The sequence below is a fragment of the Gracilimonas qinghaiensis genome, from assembly GCF_046602855.1.
In the GTDB taxonomy this organism is placed as follows: domain Bacteria; phylum Bacteroidota; class Rhodothermia; order Balneolales; family Balneolaceae; genus Gracilimonas.
Map to the genome: position 1 here is coordinate 83,911 of NZ_JBKINJ010000002.1, position 18,782 is coordinate 102,692.

Below are 18,782 nucleotides of genomic sequence, written 5' to 3' on the forward strand. Positions count from 1 at the left end.
TAAGCCCCAACTTAATGAGCGGGCTGGCCGACCTACGAATTGAAAAACCTACACCTCTCCAGAATGAAGTTATTCCATCGGTATTGCAAGGCAACCATATGCTTGTACAAACTGAAACCGATGATGATGGAGTATTTTTGATACCTGCTTTGCAGAAATTGACTACCTATGGAGAGGTTAGTGGCACTAAAGTTTTAATATTAACACCATCTATTGAGCGAGCTAAAGCATTGGATGAAACGGTTTGGGCCATGGGTTACCATGCTCAGATCAGCAGTGCTTCACTTTCTATGAAAGGAAACCGAGAGGAACAAGAGCAAGCTATAAAAGATGGTGCCCCGGTTGTGATCGCAAATCCGGGACGTTTGATTGAAATACTGGAAAAAAACAAGCTCAAGCTATCCCACGTGGACCTTGTCGTCATTGATCAGGCTCATGGCATGGAAAACTATAACCTGGTGAAGCGGGTAAAGGATATCATGCAGTTAGTTGAGAATGATCCTCAGGTCCTGATTTTTTCTGAATCAAATAATAAAGCTACTCAAGATTTATCCTCAGCTTTACTTAAAGATCCTAATTTAATCGGATTTGATGGAGAAAAGGCATCAAAGGATTCAAGTGAGCAGAAAGGTGAGTCCAAATCCGATGCTCAACAGGAACAAACTGAAAGCGCGGAGGACAAGGATACCGGAGAAGACTTTATCCTGGATCAGGAAAAAGTAAACCGTAAACTTGAAGCGGCAAGCGTGAGTGTTGTTCTTAATCCTGAAGAAATTGATGAATCTTCAAATGGCGAAAGCTCAGATACAGAAGAGGAAGATCCCACTGTTCCAGAAGACCTGACTCAGGCTTACATTTATGTTCCTCCAAGAGCTAAGATATCGACATTACTTGCTCATCTTGAAAAAACACTCACCGATAAGATCGTTGTATTTGCTGCATCAAAACGAACAACTGATCGCCTTTTCAGGATCATCCGTAAAAAGGGTTGGGGAGTTGTAAGCATTAATGAAGGCTTGAAGCAAGAATATTATGATGAACGCTTCGGTAAGTTTGTATCCGGCGATATGAAGATCCTTCTGGTAGGCGGCTTATCAGCTACCGAGATAGAGCTGAATGAAGTGAAGCAGGTTATCAATTATGACGTTCCAAGTGAAGTAGAAGAGTATAAATACCGTGCTGAACTTGTCGGCAGTGGTAAAGCAGCTCGCATGGTCTCATTGGTATCCAAGATGGACAAAGAAGATATTGATGAGATCGTGAAAAAAGTAGGCTATGCCCCTACTGAGATCCCACTTCCTGAGGAAGTTAAAGAGAAGAAAGGGCGTTCTAAAAAGCAGTCAGGTTCAAATAAGGACAAAAAGAAAAAAAATAATAAACAGGAACGGAAACGAAGAAAACCAAAAAAAGAAAAGAAAACCAACAGCCTGCCAAGACCTTCCTATGAGGGTCTTTCCGGAGGAAAAGAAGGGAAAGGCAAACGACCTGAACCAAGTTCCGGAGAGGGAGCCTTTGGGTGGATCAAAAAGTTATTTAACTGATTTTTTTATTTTTCTTCACATTTTTAAAGAGGCGCATCATTTAGATGCGTCTTTTTTTATGCTCTTTAACACCAATTTTTTGGCATTACCTGCCTGATTTCCTACCATTCTTTTTCATTTTTATATTTAAAAATAACCTCTATGACTGATGATTTTGCCGGCACCAAAAAAAAATGGAAAGACCCTGATACACGCAGAAGAATTGGTATTGGCCTGATCTTGTCTTTAATTATTGCTGGAATATATGCAGGCGTCAATGAGGTATTTCCGGAACAAAACGGCCATTATGGTTTATGGTCTATTATGCCTCCGCTTGTTGCGATCGTTTTGGCGTTTTACACCCGTGAGGTTGTAAGTGCTTTATTTATTGGCATTTGTCTAGGCGGTGTCATATCTGGAAAGATCAATATCGTTCAGGAGTTTCTGATACCTTCAGTTGGAACCGAAAGTTTTGCCTTGATCATTATTGTTTATTTATGGGCATTAGGAGGATTGATCGGTATCTGGACACGAACCGGGGGAGCAGAACGATTTGCAGGCTGGGCAAGCAAAAAAATGGTCCGCGGACCAAAAACAGCTAAATTCTTCACCTGGTTAATGGGGTTAATATTTCATCAGGGAGGTACTATCAGCACAGTACTGACAGGTGCAACTGTAAGACCAGTCGCTGATAAGTATAAAGTCTCGCACGAGGAGCTTGCCTATATGGTTGACTCAACTGCCTCACCAGCAGCAACCATTATCCCATTTAACGTATGGCCTTTTTATGTAGGTAGTTTAGTGATTGGAACACTGCCATTTCTTGAAACTCCACAACAAAGCGTAGCTTTTTTTATATCCGCTCTTCCCTATAATTTTTATGCGATTTTCGCCATCCTACTGACTTTATTTTTCGCTTGGGACAAACTCCCTTTTGTTCCCGGAAAAAAAATGCGCGCAGCTATTAAAAGAGCCCGTTTAGGAAATGGCCTTGATCGTGAAGGAGCAAACCCTATGGCTGCTGATGAATTGACTCAAAGTAAAGTACCTATAGGCTATAACCCGGGACTTATCGATTTCTTTGGACCTATAGGTACACTCTTGGGAGTTGCGATTCTACCTTACTTAATTACAAGGTTTTTCATGGGAATGGGTGAAAACGCCATCCTTCCTATAGCTGAGGCATTTATATTGGCTGTATTGGCAGGATTTGGCATTGCACTGGCTAAAGGTATGCAGCTTCAAGAAGTAATTGATGGTTTTATAGATGGTTGTAAAGGCGTAACTATAGGCGCTGTAATATTAGCCTTGGCCGTTACTCTAAAAGAAGTAGCTGATGCTGTTGGCACGGCCCCATATGTGGTAGAACTAGTCGGCAATGTTATACCTGCCTTTTTACTTCCGGGCTTACTCATGATATTATGCATGCTTATAGCATTTTCAACCGGCACTTCCTGGGGCACATACGCCGTTGTTTTCCCTGTTGCCATACCCCTGGCCTGGGCAGTTGTACCTGACCCATTTTTTCTGACTCTATGCTTTTCAGCTGTAATAGGTGGGGCTGTTTTCGGTGATCAATGTTCACCAATTTCAGATACAACTATTCTATCTTCACTTTCAACAGGCTGTGATCTTATGGATCACGTTCAAACTCAGTTCCCGTTAGCCATTCTAGCAGGAACACTGGCGGTACTCTCTTATGCAGCAATGGTGTTAGTCTTTGTGTAGTAATGGTTTAAAATATTTCAAACTCAAGACTGTAATATCAATCCACAAGAATGAGCGCTTCCTGTGGCTCGATCAAATATCGGGCACCATCTTCAGTGATCACCGCCATTTCTTCAACTGAGATCGTTTTGAAAGTGCTGTCACTTAAAGCCCAGCTGTGGAATCCGTCAAAGGCAAATACCATACCCGGTTTCAGGATCTTTTGAGCTGCAGGACGAACAGATGGGGCTTGTGAACCCCCAAGGTTTGGCCCGGTATCATGGGCAACATAACCTACCGGGTGACCTGTACTCCACATAACATATTCCGAGTTATTTTTCTCCATTACTTCACGTTGTGCAGCGTCTACTTCCACACCTTTTACACCGGGCTTCATAGCATTAAAAGCTGCTCTGTTTCCTTCTTTTGCTGATTCCCAGTAGAACTGTATATCTTCAGGTGCCTGAGTTTCGCCCTCCTTCAATACATAGGCAAACCGCTGAATATCACTGACCCACCTATCATATAGTTTAATACCGAAATCAGTTTGAATGACATCACCCGGCATAATGACCTTGTCGGTGGAATGGGAGTGACCTCTATCCGGACCCGAATTTACATTTGGGTTCTGACTTGGATTCCAGGCATCCTTTACCCCAAATTGATCCATTCTTTTCTTTAAAAATGCAGCCACTTCTGCATCCGTAGTTTCTCCGGGAATGATCATCTCATAAGCCTCTATCTCCCACTCAGCTGTCAGCTCTGCAGCTTTCGTCATGATCTCGACTTCTTCATCAAGTTTAACAGATAACCATTCGTAGATAAGTTCTTCAGACGAAACAAGTCTTTTTGAAAGATTTGGGCCAAGTTTATCTTCAAGCTCTACTCTTTGCGTATAACTTAATCCATCAGCCTGCGCGTTATTTTCGGAGGAGTTAACAGCTATAGTATCAAAGTTTCTGCTCCGGATAAATGTTGCTGCCTCATCGACAGCTGATTTACTCCGCTCAACAGGCCTGACCTCGTCATGGATATTGAGTTCATCAAGTGCCGTTGCTTCTCCTACGGGAGAATAAACCAGGGAATGAAAACCACCTTCGTCTTTATAAAACAAAAATACTGCTGTCCCTCCTGCGTTTTCTCCGCCAATGTGGTCTGCGATGGGATCGTTATCATTTTCTCTGCAGATCACGAGCCATAGATCAACGCCTGCAGCATCCATAGCCTGAGGCAGTAATGTCGAAATTCGTTCTTTTCTTATTTCCGGCCAGGGAGATTCACGCATTTCAACAGTTTCAACATTTTCAGGGACACAGGCTGTCAAGATTAATAAGAATGATAGTAAGTATTTCAGCATAAGATCAAAGATTGATTGATTTTGTTGTTTGAAGCTACATTATCTGATCCACATCTGCCAACCTCAGGTTAACCTGAACTATAGAACTTCACTTATGTATTTACCGATTGGGAAGGGTTCTGGTGGAGCCGTTTTTTTTAGATAAAGCGGATGATGTGGATGCCCTGCCTTTGAAATTCGCCCCCTTTTAAAATAGGTGCAGTTATTGTCATTTAACACCCTATAGATGTCACTCAAACATCTTGATAAATACGGTCTTTTTTCAATCAGGGTGCCCCAAGCACACCAGATGTCTGCTGAAATTCCCTTTGTCAATTCTGCTATCACCTCAACATTCTTCTTGTGGATCTTCAATTGAAAATGCTTGTGCATTTTATCGGGATCGGTCGCTCTCTGTGGATATAAATTGAACATCAGCCACCCATCGTAACCATGATCTCTGGCAAACCTGGCAACTGATGCCACTGTGGGGTCAAGGTCGTTTGGCTTTGCCGTACTTGGATTGACCCCGAAACATACCAACGGGTTGTCACCTATCTGCCCCAGAGAATATCTAGTCAAAGGTTCGTCATGGTGATATATCCACTCTCTATTTTCAAACATATTAACTTGTTGATTAAAATTCAGCTTCAAAGATACATGCTTTTATTACACTCTTAAACCCGATCTGCTTGTCATCACTTATCCCATCTATTCTTGATTGATCGTTCTAAATTCACATTTTTTTCATACTTTTTTATATGGATAAATTACTACCCGAAAAAATCAGGGAACACCTTAACGATGTCCTTTCCAAACACTTTTCGGATGATGATCTTTTCATCATGGGTGTAAGCGGAGGGCCTGATTCAATGGCACTACTTTATCTGATGTATTTACTTCAACGCAAGGTCTTCGTAGTTCACGTTAACTACGGCAAACGAGATGAATCATCAGACAAGGATCAGGAGTTGGTTGAGCAAATGGCCTTTTCATGGGGCTTCGAAATCTGTTCCATTTCACTTGATCCTTCCGGGGCAGAAAACCAAAATTTTCAAAACTGGGCCCGTGGTCAACGCTATCAATTTTTTCGCGATTTTAAAGAAAACTACAATGGCGCAGCTATCATTACCGCTCATCACAAAGATGATCAGGTTGAAACTATTTTTCAAAAGATCATGCGCGGCAGTGCACCAACTTCCTGGCAAGGTATGGATATATGGGATGGAGAGATACTTAGACCTTTATTACCATTTGATAAAGGCCAGATCCTGAATTTTTGCGAATCTGAGGCCGTACCTTATCGTGTGGATGCAAGTAACGAAGAATCTGATTACGCACGGAACTTTATCAGAAATGAATTGTCAGTTAAAATGGATTCACTGTTCCCGGGTTGGCAACAAAATTTGCTTGATCTGAACACATTCGGGGCCACTTATTCATCAGCCATCGAAGAGGTCTTAAATAGCATTTCAGATAATCGAACCATCCGATTGAACGAACTGACTGAACTCGACTCTAAATTAAAAACAGCTGTTTTAAAGCGTTTCCTTGATGACCATGGCCTTGAAGGTCTATATTCTAAAAAACAACTGTATGCACTCTCGAATATAGCATCAGTGCAAACCGGAAAAAGTATTCAGATCGGAGAGTATAAACTGACTCGCGATCGTAACCTTCTGCGTCTTCATATCAAAAATGAACGTGATTCCATTGAGTCTCAATTCATTACACAGGATGAGGCGGATTCAGGTTTTGAAGCGTCATATTTTACCCTCCGTTTATCTGACCAAAAACCGAGTGCTCCAAACCTTCGAATGGATGCTTCCAAACTCAAATGGCCACTCATAATGAGAACATGGAAGCACGGTGACACCATAAAACCACTGGGTTTGCAGGGCACACAAAAAGTCTCTGACCACCTGACCAATCGCAAAATCCCTACTATTTCCCGTGAAAAAGCTTTGGTATTGTGCGGTTCAGGTGGTACTATTTACGCCATTATTTATCCTGATAATACCGATATTGGAGAACGAGGCGCGATCTCTGATACCGTTAAGTGCGACAATAACACCGAATCTTATTTGACCATTAATTTTTAGACACTATGAGTTCCAAGTTTTACCAACCTGATACCGTAAAGTGTAATGACGAAACGTTCAAGATCTACATCACAAAAGAGCAGATCGATGAACGAATAAATCAGCTGGGAAATAAGATGGATAAAGATTTTGCAGACAAAAAGCCGATCTTTATTGGCATTTTGAATGGGGCTTTCATCTTTTTAGCCGACCTTATGCGTCACGTCAGCATTCCTTGTGAAGTTGATTTCATGAAATTAAGTAGCTATGGTGATGAAAAAGTGTCTTCAGGTGAGGTAACAGAACTCAAACATATTGATGCAAAGATCGAAGGTCGTCATGTTATACTTGTTGAGGATATTGTGGATACCGGTTTATCCATGAATTATATGCTTAAGCGAATCAAAGAATATAAACCGGAATCTGTATCGGTATGCACTCTTTTGCATAAAAAAGAAGCCACAAAACATGATGTTCAATTAGATTATGTTGGCTTTGAGATTCCAAATGCTTTTGTTCTGGGTTATGGACTGGATTTCGCTCAGGAAGGTCGAAACCTATCCCAAATTTATGTGATAGATGATAATGAATGAGATGTTGTCAAGGCTAGAATCTTTTTTTAGATCACTGAGAACTTGCTCAAGAAACACCTCAGAAAAGGTTGCTATTAGTACCTAAAGCTCGCTATATTTGTTGCCCTTCTGAAAACGGAGAGATGGCTGAGTGGCTGAAAGCGCTCCCCTGCTAAGGGAGTATACCTCTAACGAGGTATCGAGGGTTCGAATCCCTCTCTCTCCGCATTTTTGATCTACTTCTGTTCCATCACAAAAATACCGTTCCATTCTACCGGTGGTGGAATTTCCCTCATCATTTCGCAACGTTCGATAAATACTCTTGATGGATTATTTTCGTGTATCTCCAATTCCAGTGATCTTCTAAAATGCGATTGCGCTGTTGTCCAGTCTCTGCTGTAATATGCTATAAGTGCTTCCTCAAATATTTGATTCCTCTTTAGCAACGAGCCGGAAACATACTGCTTCAAACCTGTCAGCTCATAAACCTTTACGGGTTGACTTCTTCCTTTGACCACGATCTTATCCAGTTTTCTGAAAACCAGTTCATCACTTGAAGATTCAGCCTCATTTTTCGTGGATTCTGTTACCATGATATCCACTCCATAGAACTGAGCAGCACTTTCACATCTTGCAGCCAGATTTACGTTATCTCCCATCATGGTATAGTTAAAGCGCTTTGAAGAACCCATATTCCCGGTTATTACAAGTCCCGTGTTTATCCCTATCCTTTGCCTCATGTTCACTATCAATTCAGGCCATCCGTCTCTTTCCCATTTTTCAGATAGTTTCATCAGTTCATACTGCATTAAACAAGCCGTTTTACATGCCTTGAATGCATGATCTTTGATCTCAACCGGAGCCCCAAAGAATGAAACTATGGCGTCACCAATATACTTATCAAGCGTGCCTCCCTGATCGTTGATGATCCCCGTCATAGCATCCAGATACTCGTTGATGAGTTTTACAAGCTGATGTGGTTTCAGCTGCTCCGAAAAAGTTGAAAATGAAACAATGTCACTGAAAAATGCCGTGATATATTCTTCATTCCCACCTAGTTTGGGTTCGTTCCCAGACTTGATCATCTGATCCACAAGTTCGGGAGAAACATAGGAAGAAAACATGCTTTTTATCCTTCGCTTTTCCTTTTGCTCCATATAGTATTCATAACTAACCATGCCACTTTGGGTCACAAATAAAGCAAGGAGAGGCCCCGTGACCATCATAATGACATTCAGTGAGACAAACGCCCAATAGGTAATACCAAAAAAAGCACCTGCAAGAAACAGGGCGATCAAAGAGCCCATAAATGCATTTATGTAGCGGTTCACAAATGCCAGAACCAAACAAAAGAAAACCATGATGAGCAGGGTATACCAATTATTGAAATGGGACAGATAATTGCTATCCAATATGGTTTGAACCGCATTGGCATGTATCTGATAACCAGGTCGCTCGTTGTTGCCTTCATTAGCATATGGCGTAGCGTAGAAATCTTTTAACAAAGGCATGGTCGCACCAATCAATACGACCTTATCCTTGAACGTACCACGATTCAGGTGACCGATCTCGGGGTCATCAAAACTATTTACCTGAGCACCAAGCTGAGATTCAAATACTGTGGTATAGGAAGAATCATCAATAATCTCTTCATAAGAAACCTCAGAGAAGGTCCCCTCCGGCCCGTAATAATTGATCAAAAAAGAATTAGCCCTGTTTTTGGGTATTTCATAAGAACCAAGGGTAAAATAAGGCGCTTCATTTTCCGTATTGATGTCATCTATTTCCTTATATGATATGCCCTTAAATATCCTGATAATCTCCACCCCAAGTCTGTAATAACTTTCACCCCGGTGTACATTACCGAAATTGTAAGTTCTAACAGCACCGTCCAGATCCGGAGAAACTCCCACCAAGCCGGGTTTGTTGGGATTTGCATTTAATAAAACCGCGTTTGGGAAAAGGGAAGAATTCAATTTAGACACTGTGGTTTGGTTTGTCTGAAACTCTCCTCCCAATATCACATTCCCATGCTTTTTTAGCGACTCTGCAAATAGAGAATCGTTAATTGGATCCGAGTTATCAAAAATGACATCAAAAGCAATTACCTTGGCTCCGGCCCGATTCAAATTGTCTACCAGTCTTGCATGTAAATTAGTTGGCCAGGGATATTTGAATTGGATTTCTTCATCCGCCTGCTGACTAATCGCCACCAAAACGATCGGAGAGTCTGAAACATCCAACTCTCCCCTCATCTCAAATAGCAGGTCATCGTGCCTAAGTTCGAGGTTCTGCACCGGCTTAAAGAAGATCAGTAAAACAGATACTACAAACGCGGCCAAGGCTATCGTAATAACCTGAATATGCTTTTTCTGTTTTTTATTGGTGGTATTCATGATTTAGAATCTAAAAAGATATCTGAGTTGTACGATCCGATCGTTAGCGCGACTACCACCACTCACATTAGTAAAATTAGCATCAAAAAGAAGGGCATGATATTGATCAAAGTCATAACGTGCTCCAAGTTGCAACACATAAGTTTGAAACTTATCAGAATCTGTGAAAGACCCAAATTCATAATAATCGTCTTTAGGATCCTCTGCTGTTCCATTTTCGTTTATTTCCAATATTTTGGAATTCACCTTGTTATTAGTAAATGCCAATCTGCCATTCAGTGATAGTCTATCTTCCAAGATCCTATAATTACCGCCGGCATATAAACCTGTTATCCAGATCTCATTTTGTCCGCTTCCCGAGGTGGTATAGTTATAGGTAAGGCCCAGCCTGCTTTCCAGTGGAAGCTCATAAAATCTTGAGTTAAGGTTCATTGAAAGCGAGGAGCTTTTTACATCTCCGAAAGCAAAAACATCATCAGAGGTTCTTAAAGAATTAAAATTCAATGATGCATCATTTCTTGCATCCATGAAATAAAATTGCTGAGTTACTCCTGAGGTAAAATTAAATGTTCTGTTCTGTCTGGGTGTTGGGGTAATGGTGGTCACTACAGAATCCTGACCATTTATCGTTTTAATTTCCTGCCTGATGTTCAATGCCGCAGAATTCAGCAGGTCTGATGACAAGAGGTAATTTTGACGATCAACTCCATTATTTCTGGTTCTGTATCGAAGGCCCATATTAATTCGGGGAAGCGAGCGATCAACCGGATACCAGCTGGCATTTGTTCTGTAGGTAATGGTCTTTGTAGTCGCCTCCCTGGTATTTGTCACATTATCTTTCAGATGTTCAAAGCCCAGTGTCAGATATAGCTGGTTAGAAAACAAATTGAGCCGATCGCTCGCCGTAAATCCCGCCACGTCCCTCCTAATTGTTGAATTTGCCAGCGAGTTAAAATTTGGACCGATCCATCGATACTGTAATCTGGCATTATTGCTCTGATTCCGATACGACAACTCATGATTTGTAGCAAAAATACTGCTCGGTAAAAACAGCTCACCGATCAGATCGCCATTTTCGTTTTCATTAAACCTAAGTGGCAATGCACTCATATTCTCATTCACAATGATAAGCCATGAGAGCCGGTCCAGAAAGTCAGCCGCATTATTGGTTATATCGAAACCAAGGTCATCAGCTCGCTCCCGCGTAAGCTGGCCACCATACACATTGTTATTAAGGGCACTTAAAGCAGCATCAGATTCTAAACGAAGAGTGTTATCCATAAAACCGATTTTCAGATCCGTTCCCAAAACCACATTCTCTTTAGGTTTAATGCTTCCGCCTTCTACGGCTAGTCTCGAAGGATCACTTTGGAGATTATCACGATCCTGTTGCGTCAGACTTGAATTCAGTTCCAATCCTGAATTGACGACATCCAGAAAATTCCTGGCATTAAGTATGGAAGTCGTATCATCATGAATCTTCATGGCATGTAACCCAATCTGCCAATTTCTGTCATCGCCTACACTAATTCTTCCTCCAACTAATTTTCGTTTAAAAGTTCCTCTCCCTTCATCCTGATACGTGAGCAGGTAGTTTTTACTTACAACATCACCGGTACTGTTCACTATGTCACGTACCGCGAGGCTGTCGTATTGATTAGTGATCTTCCTATCCAAATTTCCATACATAAATTGAATAGTAAGTTTATCGTCAAGTGTGTTAATGTTCGTATTTAAACCCTGAATTCTTCTCCCCCGGATAGAAAAATCACTCATTGTCGGATACACATGCCCAACCTCTAACATAAACCAGTCGCTGTACATCAGATCAATTCCATATCTGTTTTGAGGTTGCAATCTATCCGATTCTTGTGAGGTCAGATATCCATTTAAAGAATATTTCCACAGCCCATACTTTCCTGAAACTCTTGTTCTACCGGTGTAAGCATTATTGACATTACCGGATATGACCTGGTTTCTCCCCGTTAATTCGGCCGATATTTGTGGAATATTATTTTCCCCAAAGCCGGAAAATGACGCTGCACCGGGTTCAACCACAGTAAACTGCCACCGGGCAACTGAATATTCCTCTGCAGAAGTTTCATAGACAAGCTCAATGGTGTAAAAACCGGATCCTAATTCTTGGGGTTTGTAGGAGATATAATAATCGCTTAAGTCAGCATCTTCACTTATATCAATGTTGTTAAGGTAAAGCTTGAATTGTCCCGGCTCGATAGCATTTATATCATAAAATAAGGCAATGGCGATAAGTACGTCATCCTTTGTTACGCCGTTACCCGGCAGAGGCGAAAGAATAGTGTAATCGATGCCATCCATTTCAGGCTTATCACTTTGACCTCGTGATCCTTCAACGATCTCAACACGGACCGGATTCTCAGATGGCAGTGTAGCCGGAAAATATATCGACTCTCCCGAGAATAGCTCTACTTCCAGATAATACTCTACTATACTGGCATTCGGGTTATCCAGTGAGAAATCCGCTACCAGATCATTATCCCGAAAATTAACTTCCATTTGACTGTAACTGAAATCGCCTCCATACCGGTAGAAAAGACGGGCCTGCTGAATATCCGACTCCAGAAGTCCCGGTACTGAAAATTCAAGCTGAGTAATGCTGTTTCGTTCAATGGCCACCGGTGGCTGATGCTGAATGTTGTATTGAGCCAATACAGAGTCTGACCAAAAAAACAGCATCAATAACACTCCAATAGATTTGAACAGTACCCGCATCCTTTTTATGTGTTAATGATGAGTTTTGTAATGATCATAATCGGTTCCATTTAGTTTTGGCCCTCTTCGTACACATTGACCCTTATCTCTCTAAGCTGACCGTTTTGATCCCTGAACTTCAGGATAATTTCTTTCGGGATCAGATCTGTGGCCATTTCATCGTAGCCCGTATTCAAATTTCTAAGCTGAGCCTGACTCAACATACCCGAATCGATATTATTGCCGTCCTCATCTACCTGCGCATACATTTCTTCAAACAAGGAGATCGTTTGTCCGGAGTTCAATGCAGTAACATCAACTTGCCCCTCTTCAACCCAAACATATCCATCTGATTTAGAACCGAAATCTGTTCCTTTTACAGAGGCCAGCGTCCTGGAGGTGTATACTTCAAATTCGTTGGATCCCTGAGGCTGAACCTGTAAAAAGAGTTCCCCGCGCTGAAGGTTGATCATGGTGTTGCTCACTTTACTCGAAAGCTCAACGTCACCATTTATGATGAGTAAGGAATTGGGTTTTACCTTCGCAATACTTTTATCCATAAAATATACTAATGCAAATCCCTCGGAATCAGTAAATAAACTATCTCCGGAGTAAAGCCTTTCTCCAATATCTTCAGAGAGGTTCAATTCTTTATACTTATTTTTATCAAGATTTGTAACCGTAACATCCGGTTTGAACCGTCTGACAATTCCAATTTCTCGCTCAACCTGAAAAGCTTTGACGTCCATACAGGTTATTGCAAGAATGAGTACAATAGGTATGATTATTCGAATAATTTTCATTTCGGGGCTTTTATATCCCGGATCAATTTGACCCTAAGATCAGTTTCTTATCTCTTATTAATTGCAGGATATCTTCAAGCTTAACAGTTGCCGCCGGGCCTGTGAATTCCTGACCCTCATACTCAATTCCTGTTAATTCAAATCCCTCTGATTGCAGTTGACGGTAGGCATTCTCTCCGATCAGAGCGATCAGGGCATCTTCTGCTTCACTCGTAATTGGGGGCGCATTCACATTTTCGACTGAACCTCCAAGGGTGAAGCTCCATATCTCTGATGAAACGCGTTCTGTATCACCGCTGCGTTGCAAAGAGGTCTGAACCTGCCAATAGTAAGTTTTACCGGGCTGCAAAGGCTGGGCACCTGAGGATGGAAATTGATACGTACTTTGAGTCACCAATACATCCAGGTTTTCGTATTCAAGCAACGAACCACCCTCATTCATGGGCATTGTACTAAAGGCACTTTCAATCAATGACTCCGGACTATCCTGCCGATTCTGTTCTACCACCACCAACCGGTAACTGATATTATTTTCACCTTCCCAGCTGAATTGTGGATAAGGATTTGAGATCTCTGATCTGCTTCCAACTTGTCCGCCCGGTGATTTTAGATATATTTCACTCTCCTCAAATGTTCTTGCCGCTGAACCACCAAATTCTACAACGTCGCGGGCCAGATCTTCGCGACCAAAAGCATCAGAAACTTTAAATATCACGACCTCCACAGAATATATATCACGCGGAAGGGTAGTAGAACCGGATAACCTATCAAACAAATTTTCACCCTCAGGGGTCAATCCCCCGGAAAAATCTATTCTTTGATCGATTCCCGGAATCCTTTTCCTTGCAATATCATTGTTAGTAATATATAGGGATTGATAAGGTTCCAATGATATAGGAAGGTCAGATAATGATCGTAATTCAACTAGTGTTCCGGATCTGGTTCCTCTTATCTTAATTTCTAAAAACAAATCATTGATAGGCTCAGGATCAAGGTTTTCTATGAAACCGGTAATTAAAACAGGTCCACTCCCCTCGTTATCAATTCCCAGATCTGTAAAACTGACGAGCTGTGTGTTATCAAGTAAAGAGGTTGCTTCCAACTGCAGAGAAATATTCTGAGCAACAGATTTTCTTATGGGAACAATAGCCATTATGATCAGTAAGACAATTGAGACGTTACATTTACACGATCCCATATTCATTTTGACTCCCGTAATTGTTTGACGTCTACATTTTAAAGTAATAGAAATTCACAAACAAGTTTTGCAACTAATTACTAACTATAGCTCATGATTGGTAAAACGACTATTGTAAGCATAAAAAAAGCCTTCCCCAATATTGAGAAAGGCTTGGTGGAGCTACGGGGATTCGAACCCCGGACCTCTTCGCTGCCAGCGAAGCGCTCTAGCCAACTGAGCTATAGCCCCATAAACGAGGACGGCTAAAATAGATATTTTGAACATAAATAACACAATGAATTTATTTATTGTAAATTAAAGTAATACTACATTATAATTCAGTGTATTTTGGACTTGTAAGTCCTTAAAAAACTCTTTTTAATTCACTACTAAACCGCTATTTTAGCATCAAACATTTAAATTTAATTTTAAACCGTAATCCAAGAAGATGACAAATCTAAAATCTATCCTACACATTTCGTTTGTCGCCGTTGCATTTGTCTTTATGACAAGCTGTTCCGGAACAGATGAATTATTAGCACCATCTGAGCGTACGCTTGAATATCTTCAATCCTTAGATGAAGAAACTCTTAGAACATTAGACACTGATTCTGATGGCCTTAATGACTATATGGAATTATATGAGTATGAAACTGATCCACTGAATGCTGACACTGACGGTGATGGCCTTACTGATGGTGACGAAGTAAACTCTTATGATACTGACCCGCTAAACGCTGATACAGATGGCGACGGTCTTTCTGACGGTGATGAGGTAAACTCATATAACACAGATCCTAACAGCACTGATTCAGATAACGACGGTCTTTCTGACGGTGATGAAGTAAATGAGTACAACACTGATCCTAATAATTCTGATTCAGACAACGATGGTCTTAATGATTATGATGAAATCATGACTCACGACACGAATCCAAATAATGCGGATTCTGATGGTGACGGTTTCACTGACATGCAAGAAATTGACATGGGAACTAATCCAACTGACGGAACTGACCCAATGTATCTTGATTCTAACGCTCTCGATACTATTAACTTTGACTTTGACCGCTCCAATATCCGCAGCGATGCTGAAGCCATCCTCATGGAAAATGTTGAAGTGTTGAAAGATGCTCCTGCTTTCCGTGTACGTGTAGACGCATACACTGATCACGTAGGTGGCGATCAGTATAACTTACGCCTGAGTCTTCGCCGTGCAAGCTCTGTAGTAGATTTCTACACAGAAAATGGTATTTCTGAAAGCAGAATTGAATCACGCGGTTTGGGTAAAGCCCCGGTTGAGTGTCTTGATGAAACAGAAGAAATCGGTTGCGAAAGAAACCGACGTGCAGAGTCACACCCTATCAGTACTCTTAAGTACGAAAGAAATAACTAAGACCTTGTAGTTCAGACTACAACTTAGTAAACGATTTAAAGCCTGCAGTTTTTACTGCAGGCTTTTTTTATGTAAGAAATTTAGCTTTCCTTCCTTAAAAGAATCTTGCCACACTGATCCCTAAGAAGAAACCGGGATCATCTATTCGGTAAGCCAGGTCTGCTCTGAGAAGGTTAAAGATATTACTTAACGAGATGCCCGCCTCCATATGCCAGTCCTGCGTAAGAACCGGTGGAGATCCATATCTGTTATGAAATTCATTCACCTGACGATCCGTAACCCAGGTCTTACCCACCCCACCAAAAGCTATCACACTTAATCCGGTCTTTGGGGCACTGCGCCAACCAAGCATTTCGAGGGGCACACTCTTAAAATTATGCTCGGCATTCAAAGCCACATAGCTCGCACCTTCATAGGGAATATACCGCTTGGTCTTGAAGGCACCGAAAGGCGTAAAGACGCCCTGAGCCACATCCAGTACTTCGTTTTTTTGAACGGGAAGTTCTCCGATATAAGTACCGGCGTTCAGTCTCATTTCAAGCCGGTTAGGGAAGAACCGACGCTGATAAAATGTCTCAATACTTCGGTAGAGGTCTACCTTGAATTTTGTGTAATCCCAGCTGCTTCCCAGTAATTCTGCTGAATGCTCCACACTTAATTCAAAATCATTTGCCCCGATAGCACCAAAGGCTTTTTTATCACTCCCTTCATTCCACGTCAATTTAAATGCACTCAGCTGACCTTCATCCACATAGCTGTTTGGGCGCTGGATCTCACTTCGTCCAAGGATGTCATAATTCGTACTGTAATCGATACTTTCGTGATCTTCGTACTGATATGACAGGCGAATGGATCCCGGAAATTTCATCATCAGATAAGCTCCGCCAATAGAAAAGCTCTCATTGCGGTAGTAATCGAAGTAATCCGGATAACCGAACAGGGGTGTGAATGAGGTTAGTGTAGGGGTGAACATATCAGAATTATACCGGGTATCATTGAATACTTTATATTCAGAAGCCAGAACGAACCTTCGCGTATGTTTCAATGGCCACCAGCTCATTTTCACCCCATACGAAAAGGCTTCTTCGCCGGAACCGTATCCGGTACTGTACCCCCCGAAAACAGTTGAACCCAGCCTGTTATCAACATAACGCCGCTCGTGTTTTAAACCTGCATACAATGCCTCCACGCGATTGAAGCGAGCCTGTGGAGTTATATTCCTGGACAGTTTAGACAAAACAGAACTCTGTGAGCCACCGCTTTGTCCGCCCCCACCGGTACTGGCCGAAACAGTGGTTCCGTCTGACCCTGATTCTTCTTCCCAGTCTATGAACCGCGTGAAGAAACCGGTGGGCCTAAAGGCTTTCTCGAGCGTGGCGGTGCTGTCAATGGATTCATAAGCTACTTCTTCCTGTTCATCCAGCGGGATCACATCCACCTGGCGGAAGAATATGGAGTCTTCCATCGCCACTGAAGCGGAATCAACGCTAAGCATCTCATTTTTTTGGAACAGAGTGTCGGGCAATTCGATATTGACCTTATAGTCATTCAGTTTAGCAACCTGCCTGAAACCGATGGGCGGGAATCTTAGTCCTACCACCCCCACTTCCACCAGCCCGTCTATTCTCACGTCAACCGGCAGCCAGAAATCGCCCCCGAAGTTGCTGAATTGCTGCGAATAGGACAGGTCAAAATCCTGCACCGGTGGCGGAAAGACCACCACGGCATTCGGTTTGAGGTCCACTTCCAGAAGGGCATACTCTTCGCCCAGCACAAAGATGGTTCCCTCAAACAAAGGCTGGAATTGTCGCTTAGAGCCAACCGAAATCTCATACACCACCTGCCCGTCTATGGACTGCATATCTTCCAGGGTGAAATCGTAATAGGAAAGAGCTTCCGGATGGGTGACACCCACCACATTAAAACCAGCAATATCCAGATTGTCGTCGTAGAAGTTCGGCAGGTAACTGACCCCCGCAAAATTCGAGGCCTCATCCATATTGGCCGTCTGTCGCTTCGATTTCAGTATCTCCCTCGAACCCTTTTCCTTATCCCAGTATGCGATCGATACGCTTTCTGAAATGGAAATGATGGACGTGTCATTCTTTAATTGCTGCCGCGTATAGGCCTCAGCCTGATAGGTATTGAGATCCGCCCGCCAGATCTTCTTTCGCTCGATCACTTCCCGCATAATGGCAATGGCCGGATCCCCACCGCTGACCGTGATCTCCCCCATATCGGCAATGGATGGGCGGAGCAGAAAATCAACCGGCTCATCTGCATTGGTTACCACTACCTCCTGACTTTCAAACCCAATGAAACGCGCAATAAGGGTAACCGGAAGCTCGCTTACGATAAGGCTGAATTCCCCATCCTGATTTGAAATGGTTCCCTTATAGGTATCCTTGATCACGATATGAGCTGCCGGCAGGGGCTCTCCGGTCTCGGCATCGGCAATGCGACCTTCGATCCTGTGTTGTGCAATCAGCGACGCAAAACCAAAGAGAATTGCCGCAATAGTAATAATGAAAGCCTTGATCTTCATATCTACAGGTTTTTGGACAGATGAATATGCCCCTTCTACTATATAAGAGGTGAATAGTTACGCTAAGCTACGTATCTTTTTTATATTCGTTCAACCATTTGACCCGACCCTGTAGTTCAATTGGTTATAATACTTATTTATATAAATAAAGTATTAACAATTACTTACATAGCTTTATGTATGATTATGAATTCGATTATAAATCCGATTCAATCATCAATTCATCAGGGTCATGATTATAAATTTTGTTCTTCCAATTTCCACTTAAACTTTAAGAAAGTAATATATGAGTTCAAGAAAAACACGAAGAAGAAACAAAGAGATATTAGACCGACAACCTACTGTCACACTTAAAGAATTAATGGATAGAGGTGAGGTAACAGTGGATGATTTTGAAGAACTAAATTTAGTTGGTGGTTTGACGGGAAGAAGGAATAACCCCTGGTGGAAAAGAATGGATGAATTAAGTAAAAAACCTGAAAGATAGAAACTTATAACCCTATATCATCATATAGA

General features: G+C 41.9%; 13 protein-coding genes and 2 tRNA genes. 7 read left to right on the forward strand and 8 right to left on the reverse strand.

Annotated features, from left to right (window positions below):
- The first annotated feature begins 14 nt into the window (after nt 1-14).
- Both ACKGJO_RS10320 and ACKGJO_RS10325 read left to right on the forward strand, forming a co-directional pair.
- A complete protein-coding gene (locus ACKGJO_RS10320) occupies nt 15-1,541 on the forward strand; it encodes a DEAD/DEAH box helicase (RefSeq protein ID WP_411323360.1) in 1,527 nt (508 codons plus the stop codon).
- Nucleotides 1,542-1,682: 141 nt separating this feature from the next.
- Nucleotides 1,683-3,248 (forward strand): Na+/H+ antiporter NhaC family protein, encoded by a 1,566-nt coding sequence (locus tag ACKGJO_RS10325; RefSeq protein WP_411323361.1) that lies wholly within the window; start codon nt 1,683-1,685, stop codon nt 3,246-3,248.
- A 37-nt stretch (nt 3,249-3,285) separates the two neighbouring features.
- Here the strand turns inward: ACKGJO_RS10325 and ACKGJO_RS10330 are convergent, their stop codons facing one another.
- Entirely contained in the window at nt 3,286-4,584 is a 1,299-nt protein-coding gene (locus ACKGJO_RS10330; protein WP_411323362.1) for a M24 family metallopeptidase, read from the reverse strand.
- 78 nt (nt 4,585-4,662) lie between these two features.
- On the reverse strand, nt 4,663-5,187 hold the full coding sequence (locus ACKGJO_RS10335) for a DUF1643 domain-containing protein (RefSeq protein ID WP_411323363.1): 525 nt from the start codon (nt 5,185-5,187) through the stop codon (nt 4,663-4,665).
- Nucleotides 5,188-5,324: 137 nt separating this feature from the next.
- Between ACKGJO_RS10335 and tilS the strand changes: the two genes are divergently transcribed.
- The 3 genes from tilS to ACKGJO_RS10350 all read left to right on the forward strand — a co-directional run bounded on the left by tilS (nt 5,325) and on the right by ACKGJO_RS10350 (nt 7,442).
- Nucleotides 5,325-6,665 carry a tRNA lysidine(34) synthetase TilS gene (tilS, locus tag ACKGJO_RS10340; protein WP_411323364.1) on the forward strand — a complete coding sequence of 447 codons (1,341 nt, stop codon included), beginning with the start codon at nt 5,325-5,327 and terminating at the stop codon, nt 6,663-6,665.
- Between the two features lie 5 nt (nt 6,666-6,670).
- Nucleotides 6,671-7,237, forward strand: coding sequence for a hypoxanthine phosphoribosyltransferase (gene hpt / locus ACKGJO_RS10345; RefSeq protein ID WP_411323365.1), 567 nt, complete (start codon nt 6,671-6,673; stop codon nt 7,235-7,237).
- A 116-nt stretch (nt 7,238-7,353) separates the two neighbouring features.
- A tRNA-Ser gene (locus ACKGJO_RS10350) sits at nt 7,354-7,442 on the forward strand.
- A gap of 10 nt (nt 7,443-7,452) precedes the next feature.
- On the opposite strand, the gene ACKGJO_RS10355 is transcribed toward ACKGJO_RS10350, so the two are convergent.
- The 5 genes from ACKGJO_RS10355 to ACKGJO_RS10375 form a co-directional block, all read right to left on the reverse strand.
- Complete coding sequence (locus ACKGJO_RS10355) at nt 7,453-9,612, reverse strand: CHASE2 domain-containing protein (protein WP_411323366.1); 2,160 nt, start codon at nt 9,610-9,612, stop codon at nt 7,453-7,455.
- Between the two features lie 3 nt (nt 9,613-9,615).
- Nucleotides 9,616-12,363, reverse strand: a complete 2,748-nt coding sequence (locus ACKGJO_RS10360) for a hypothetical protein (protein ID WP_411323367.1) — start codon at nt 12,361-12,363, stop codon at nt 9,616-9,618.
- Nucleotides 12,364-12,413: 50 nt separating this feature from the next.
- Nucleotides 12,414-13,145 carry a FecR domain-containing protein gene (locus ACKGJO_RS10365; RefSeq protein WP_411323368.1) on the reverse strand — a complete coding sequence of 244 codons (732 nt, stop codon included), beginning with the start codon at nt 13,143-13,145 and terminating at the stop codon, nt 12,414-12,416.
- Nucleotides 13,146-13,167: 22 nt separating this feature from the next.
- Complete coding sequence (locus ACKGJO_RS10370) at nt 13,168-14,343, reverse strand: hypothetical protein (RefSeq protein ID WP_411323369.1); 1,176 nt, start codon at nt 14,341-14,343, stop codon at nt 13,168-13,170.
- Between the two features lie 154 nt (nt 14,344-14,497).
- Nucleotides 14,498-14,574 (reverse strand) — tRNA-Ala (locus tag ACKGJO_RS10375).
- 199 nt (nt 14,575-14,773) lie between these two features.
- Between ACKGJO_RS10375 and ACKGJO_RS10380 the strand changes: the two genes are divergently transcribed.
- Nucleotides 14,774-15,721: an OmpA family protein gene (locus ACKGJO_RS10380; RefSeq protein ID WP_411323370.1), complete on the forward strand. Its 948-nt coding sequence runs from the start codon at nt 14,774-14,776 to the stop codon at nt 15,719-15,721.
- 94 nt (nt 15,722-15,815) lie between these two features.
- Here ACKGJO_RS10380 and ACKGJO_RS10385 read toward each other — a convergent pair whose 3' ends face one another.
- Nucleotides 15,816-18,266 (reverse strand): DUF5686 family protein, encoded by a 2,451-nt coding sequence (locus ACKGJO_RS10385; protein ID WP_411323371.1) that lies wholly within the window; start codon nt 18,264-18,266, stop codon nt 15,816-15,818.
- Between the two features lie 286 nt (nt 18,267-18,552).
- On the opposite strand from ACKGJO_RS10385, the gene ACKGJO_RS10390 reads away from it, so the two are divergent.
- Nucleotides 18,553-18,753, forward strand: coding sequence for a hypothetical protein (locus ACKGJO_RS10390; RefSeq protein ID WP_411323372.1), 201 nt, complete (start codon nt 18,553-18,555; stop codon nt 18,751-18,753).
- Nucleotides 18,754-18,782: the final 29 nt, after the last annotated feature.

What these genes read in the sequence shown, in the direction of transcription:
- ACKGJO_RS10355 (WP_411323366.1), bottom strand. Translation starts at nt 9,612, where the DNA reads ATGAATACCACCAATAAAAAACAGAAAAAGCATATTCAGGTTATTACG.
- ACKGJO_RS10370 (WP_411323369.1), bottom strand. Translation starts at nt 14,343, where the DNA reads ATGGGATCGTGTAAATGTAACGTCTCAATTGTCTTACTGATCATAATG.
- hpt (WP_411323365.1), top strand. Translation starts at nt 6,671, where the DNA reads ATGAGTTCCAAGTTTTACCAACCTGATACCGTAAAGTGTAATGACGAA.
- ACKGJO_RS10335 (WP_411323363.1), bottom strand. Translation starts at nt 5,187, where the DNA reads ATGTTTGAAAATAGAGAGTGGATATATCACCATGACGAACCTTTGACT.
- ACKGJO_RS10385 (WP_411323371.1), bottom strand. Translation starts at nt 18,266, where the DNA reads ATGAAGATCAAGGCTTTCATTATTACTATTGCGGCAATTCTCTTTGGT.
- ACKGJO_RS10320 (WP_411323360.1), top strand. Translation starts at nt 15, where the DNA reads ATGAGCGGGCTGGCCGACCTACGAATTGAAAAACCTACACCTCTCCAG.
- ACKGJO_RS10330 (WP_411323362.1), bottom strand. Translation starts at nt 4,584, where the DNA reads ATGCTGAAATACTTACTATCATTCTTATTAATCTTGACAGCCTGTGTC.
- ACKGJO_RS10390 (WP_411323372.1), top strand. Translation starts at nt 18,553, where the DNA reads ATGAGTTCAAGAAAAACACGAAGAAGAAACAAAGAGATATTAGACCGA.
- ACKGJO_RS10380 (WP_411323370.1), top strand. Translation starts at nt 14,774, where the DNA reads ATGACAAATCTAAAATCTATCCTACACATTTCGTTTGTCGCCGTTGCA.
- ACKGJO_RS10360 (WP_411323367.1), bottom strand. Translation starts at nt 12,363, where the DNA reads ATGCGGGTACTGTTCAAATCTATTGGAGTGTTATTGATGCTGTTTTTT.
- ACKGJO_RS10365 (WP_411323368.1), bottom strand. Translation starts at nt 13,145, where the DNA reads ATGAAAATTATTCGAATAATCATACCTATTGTACTCATTCTTGCAATA.
- ACKGJO_RS10325 (WP_411323361.1), top strand. Translation starts at nt 1,683, where the DNA reads ATGACTGATGATTTTGCCGGCACCAAAAAAAAATGGAAAGACCCTGAT.
- tilS (WP_411323364.1), top strand. Translation starts at nt 5,325, where the DNA reads ATGGATAAATTACTACCCGAAAAAATCAGGGAACACCTTAACGATGTC.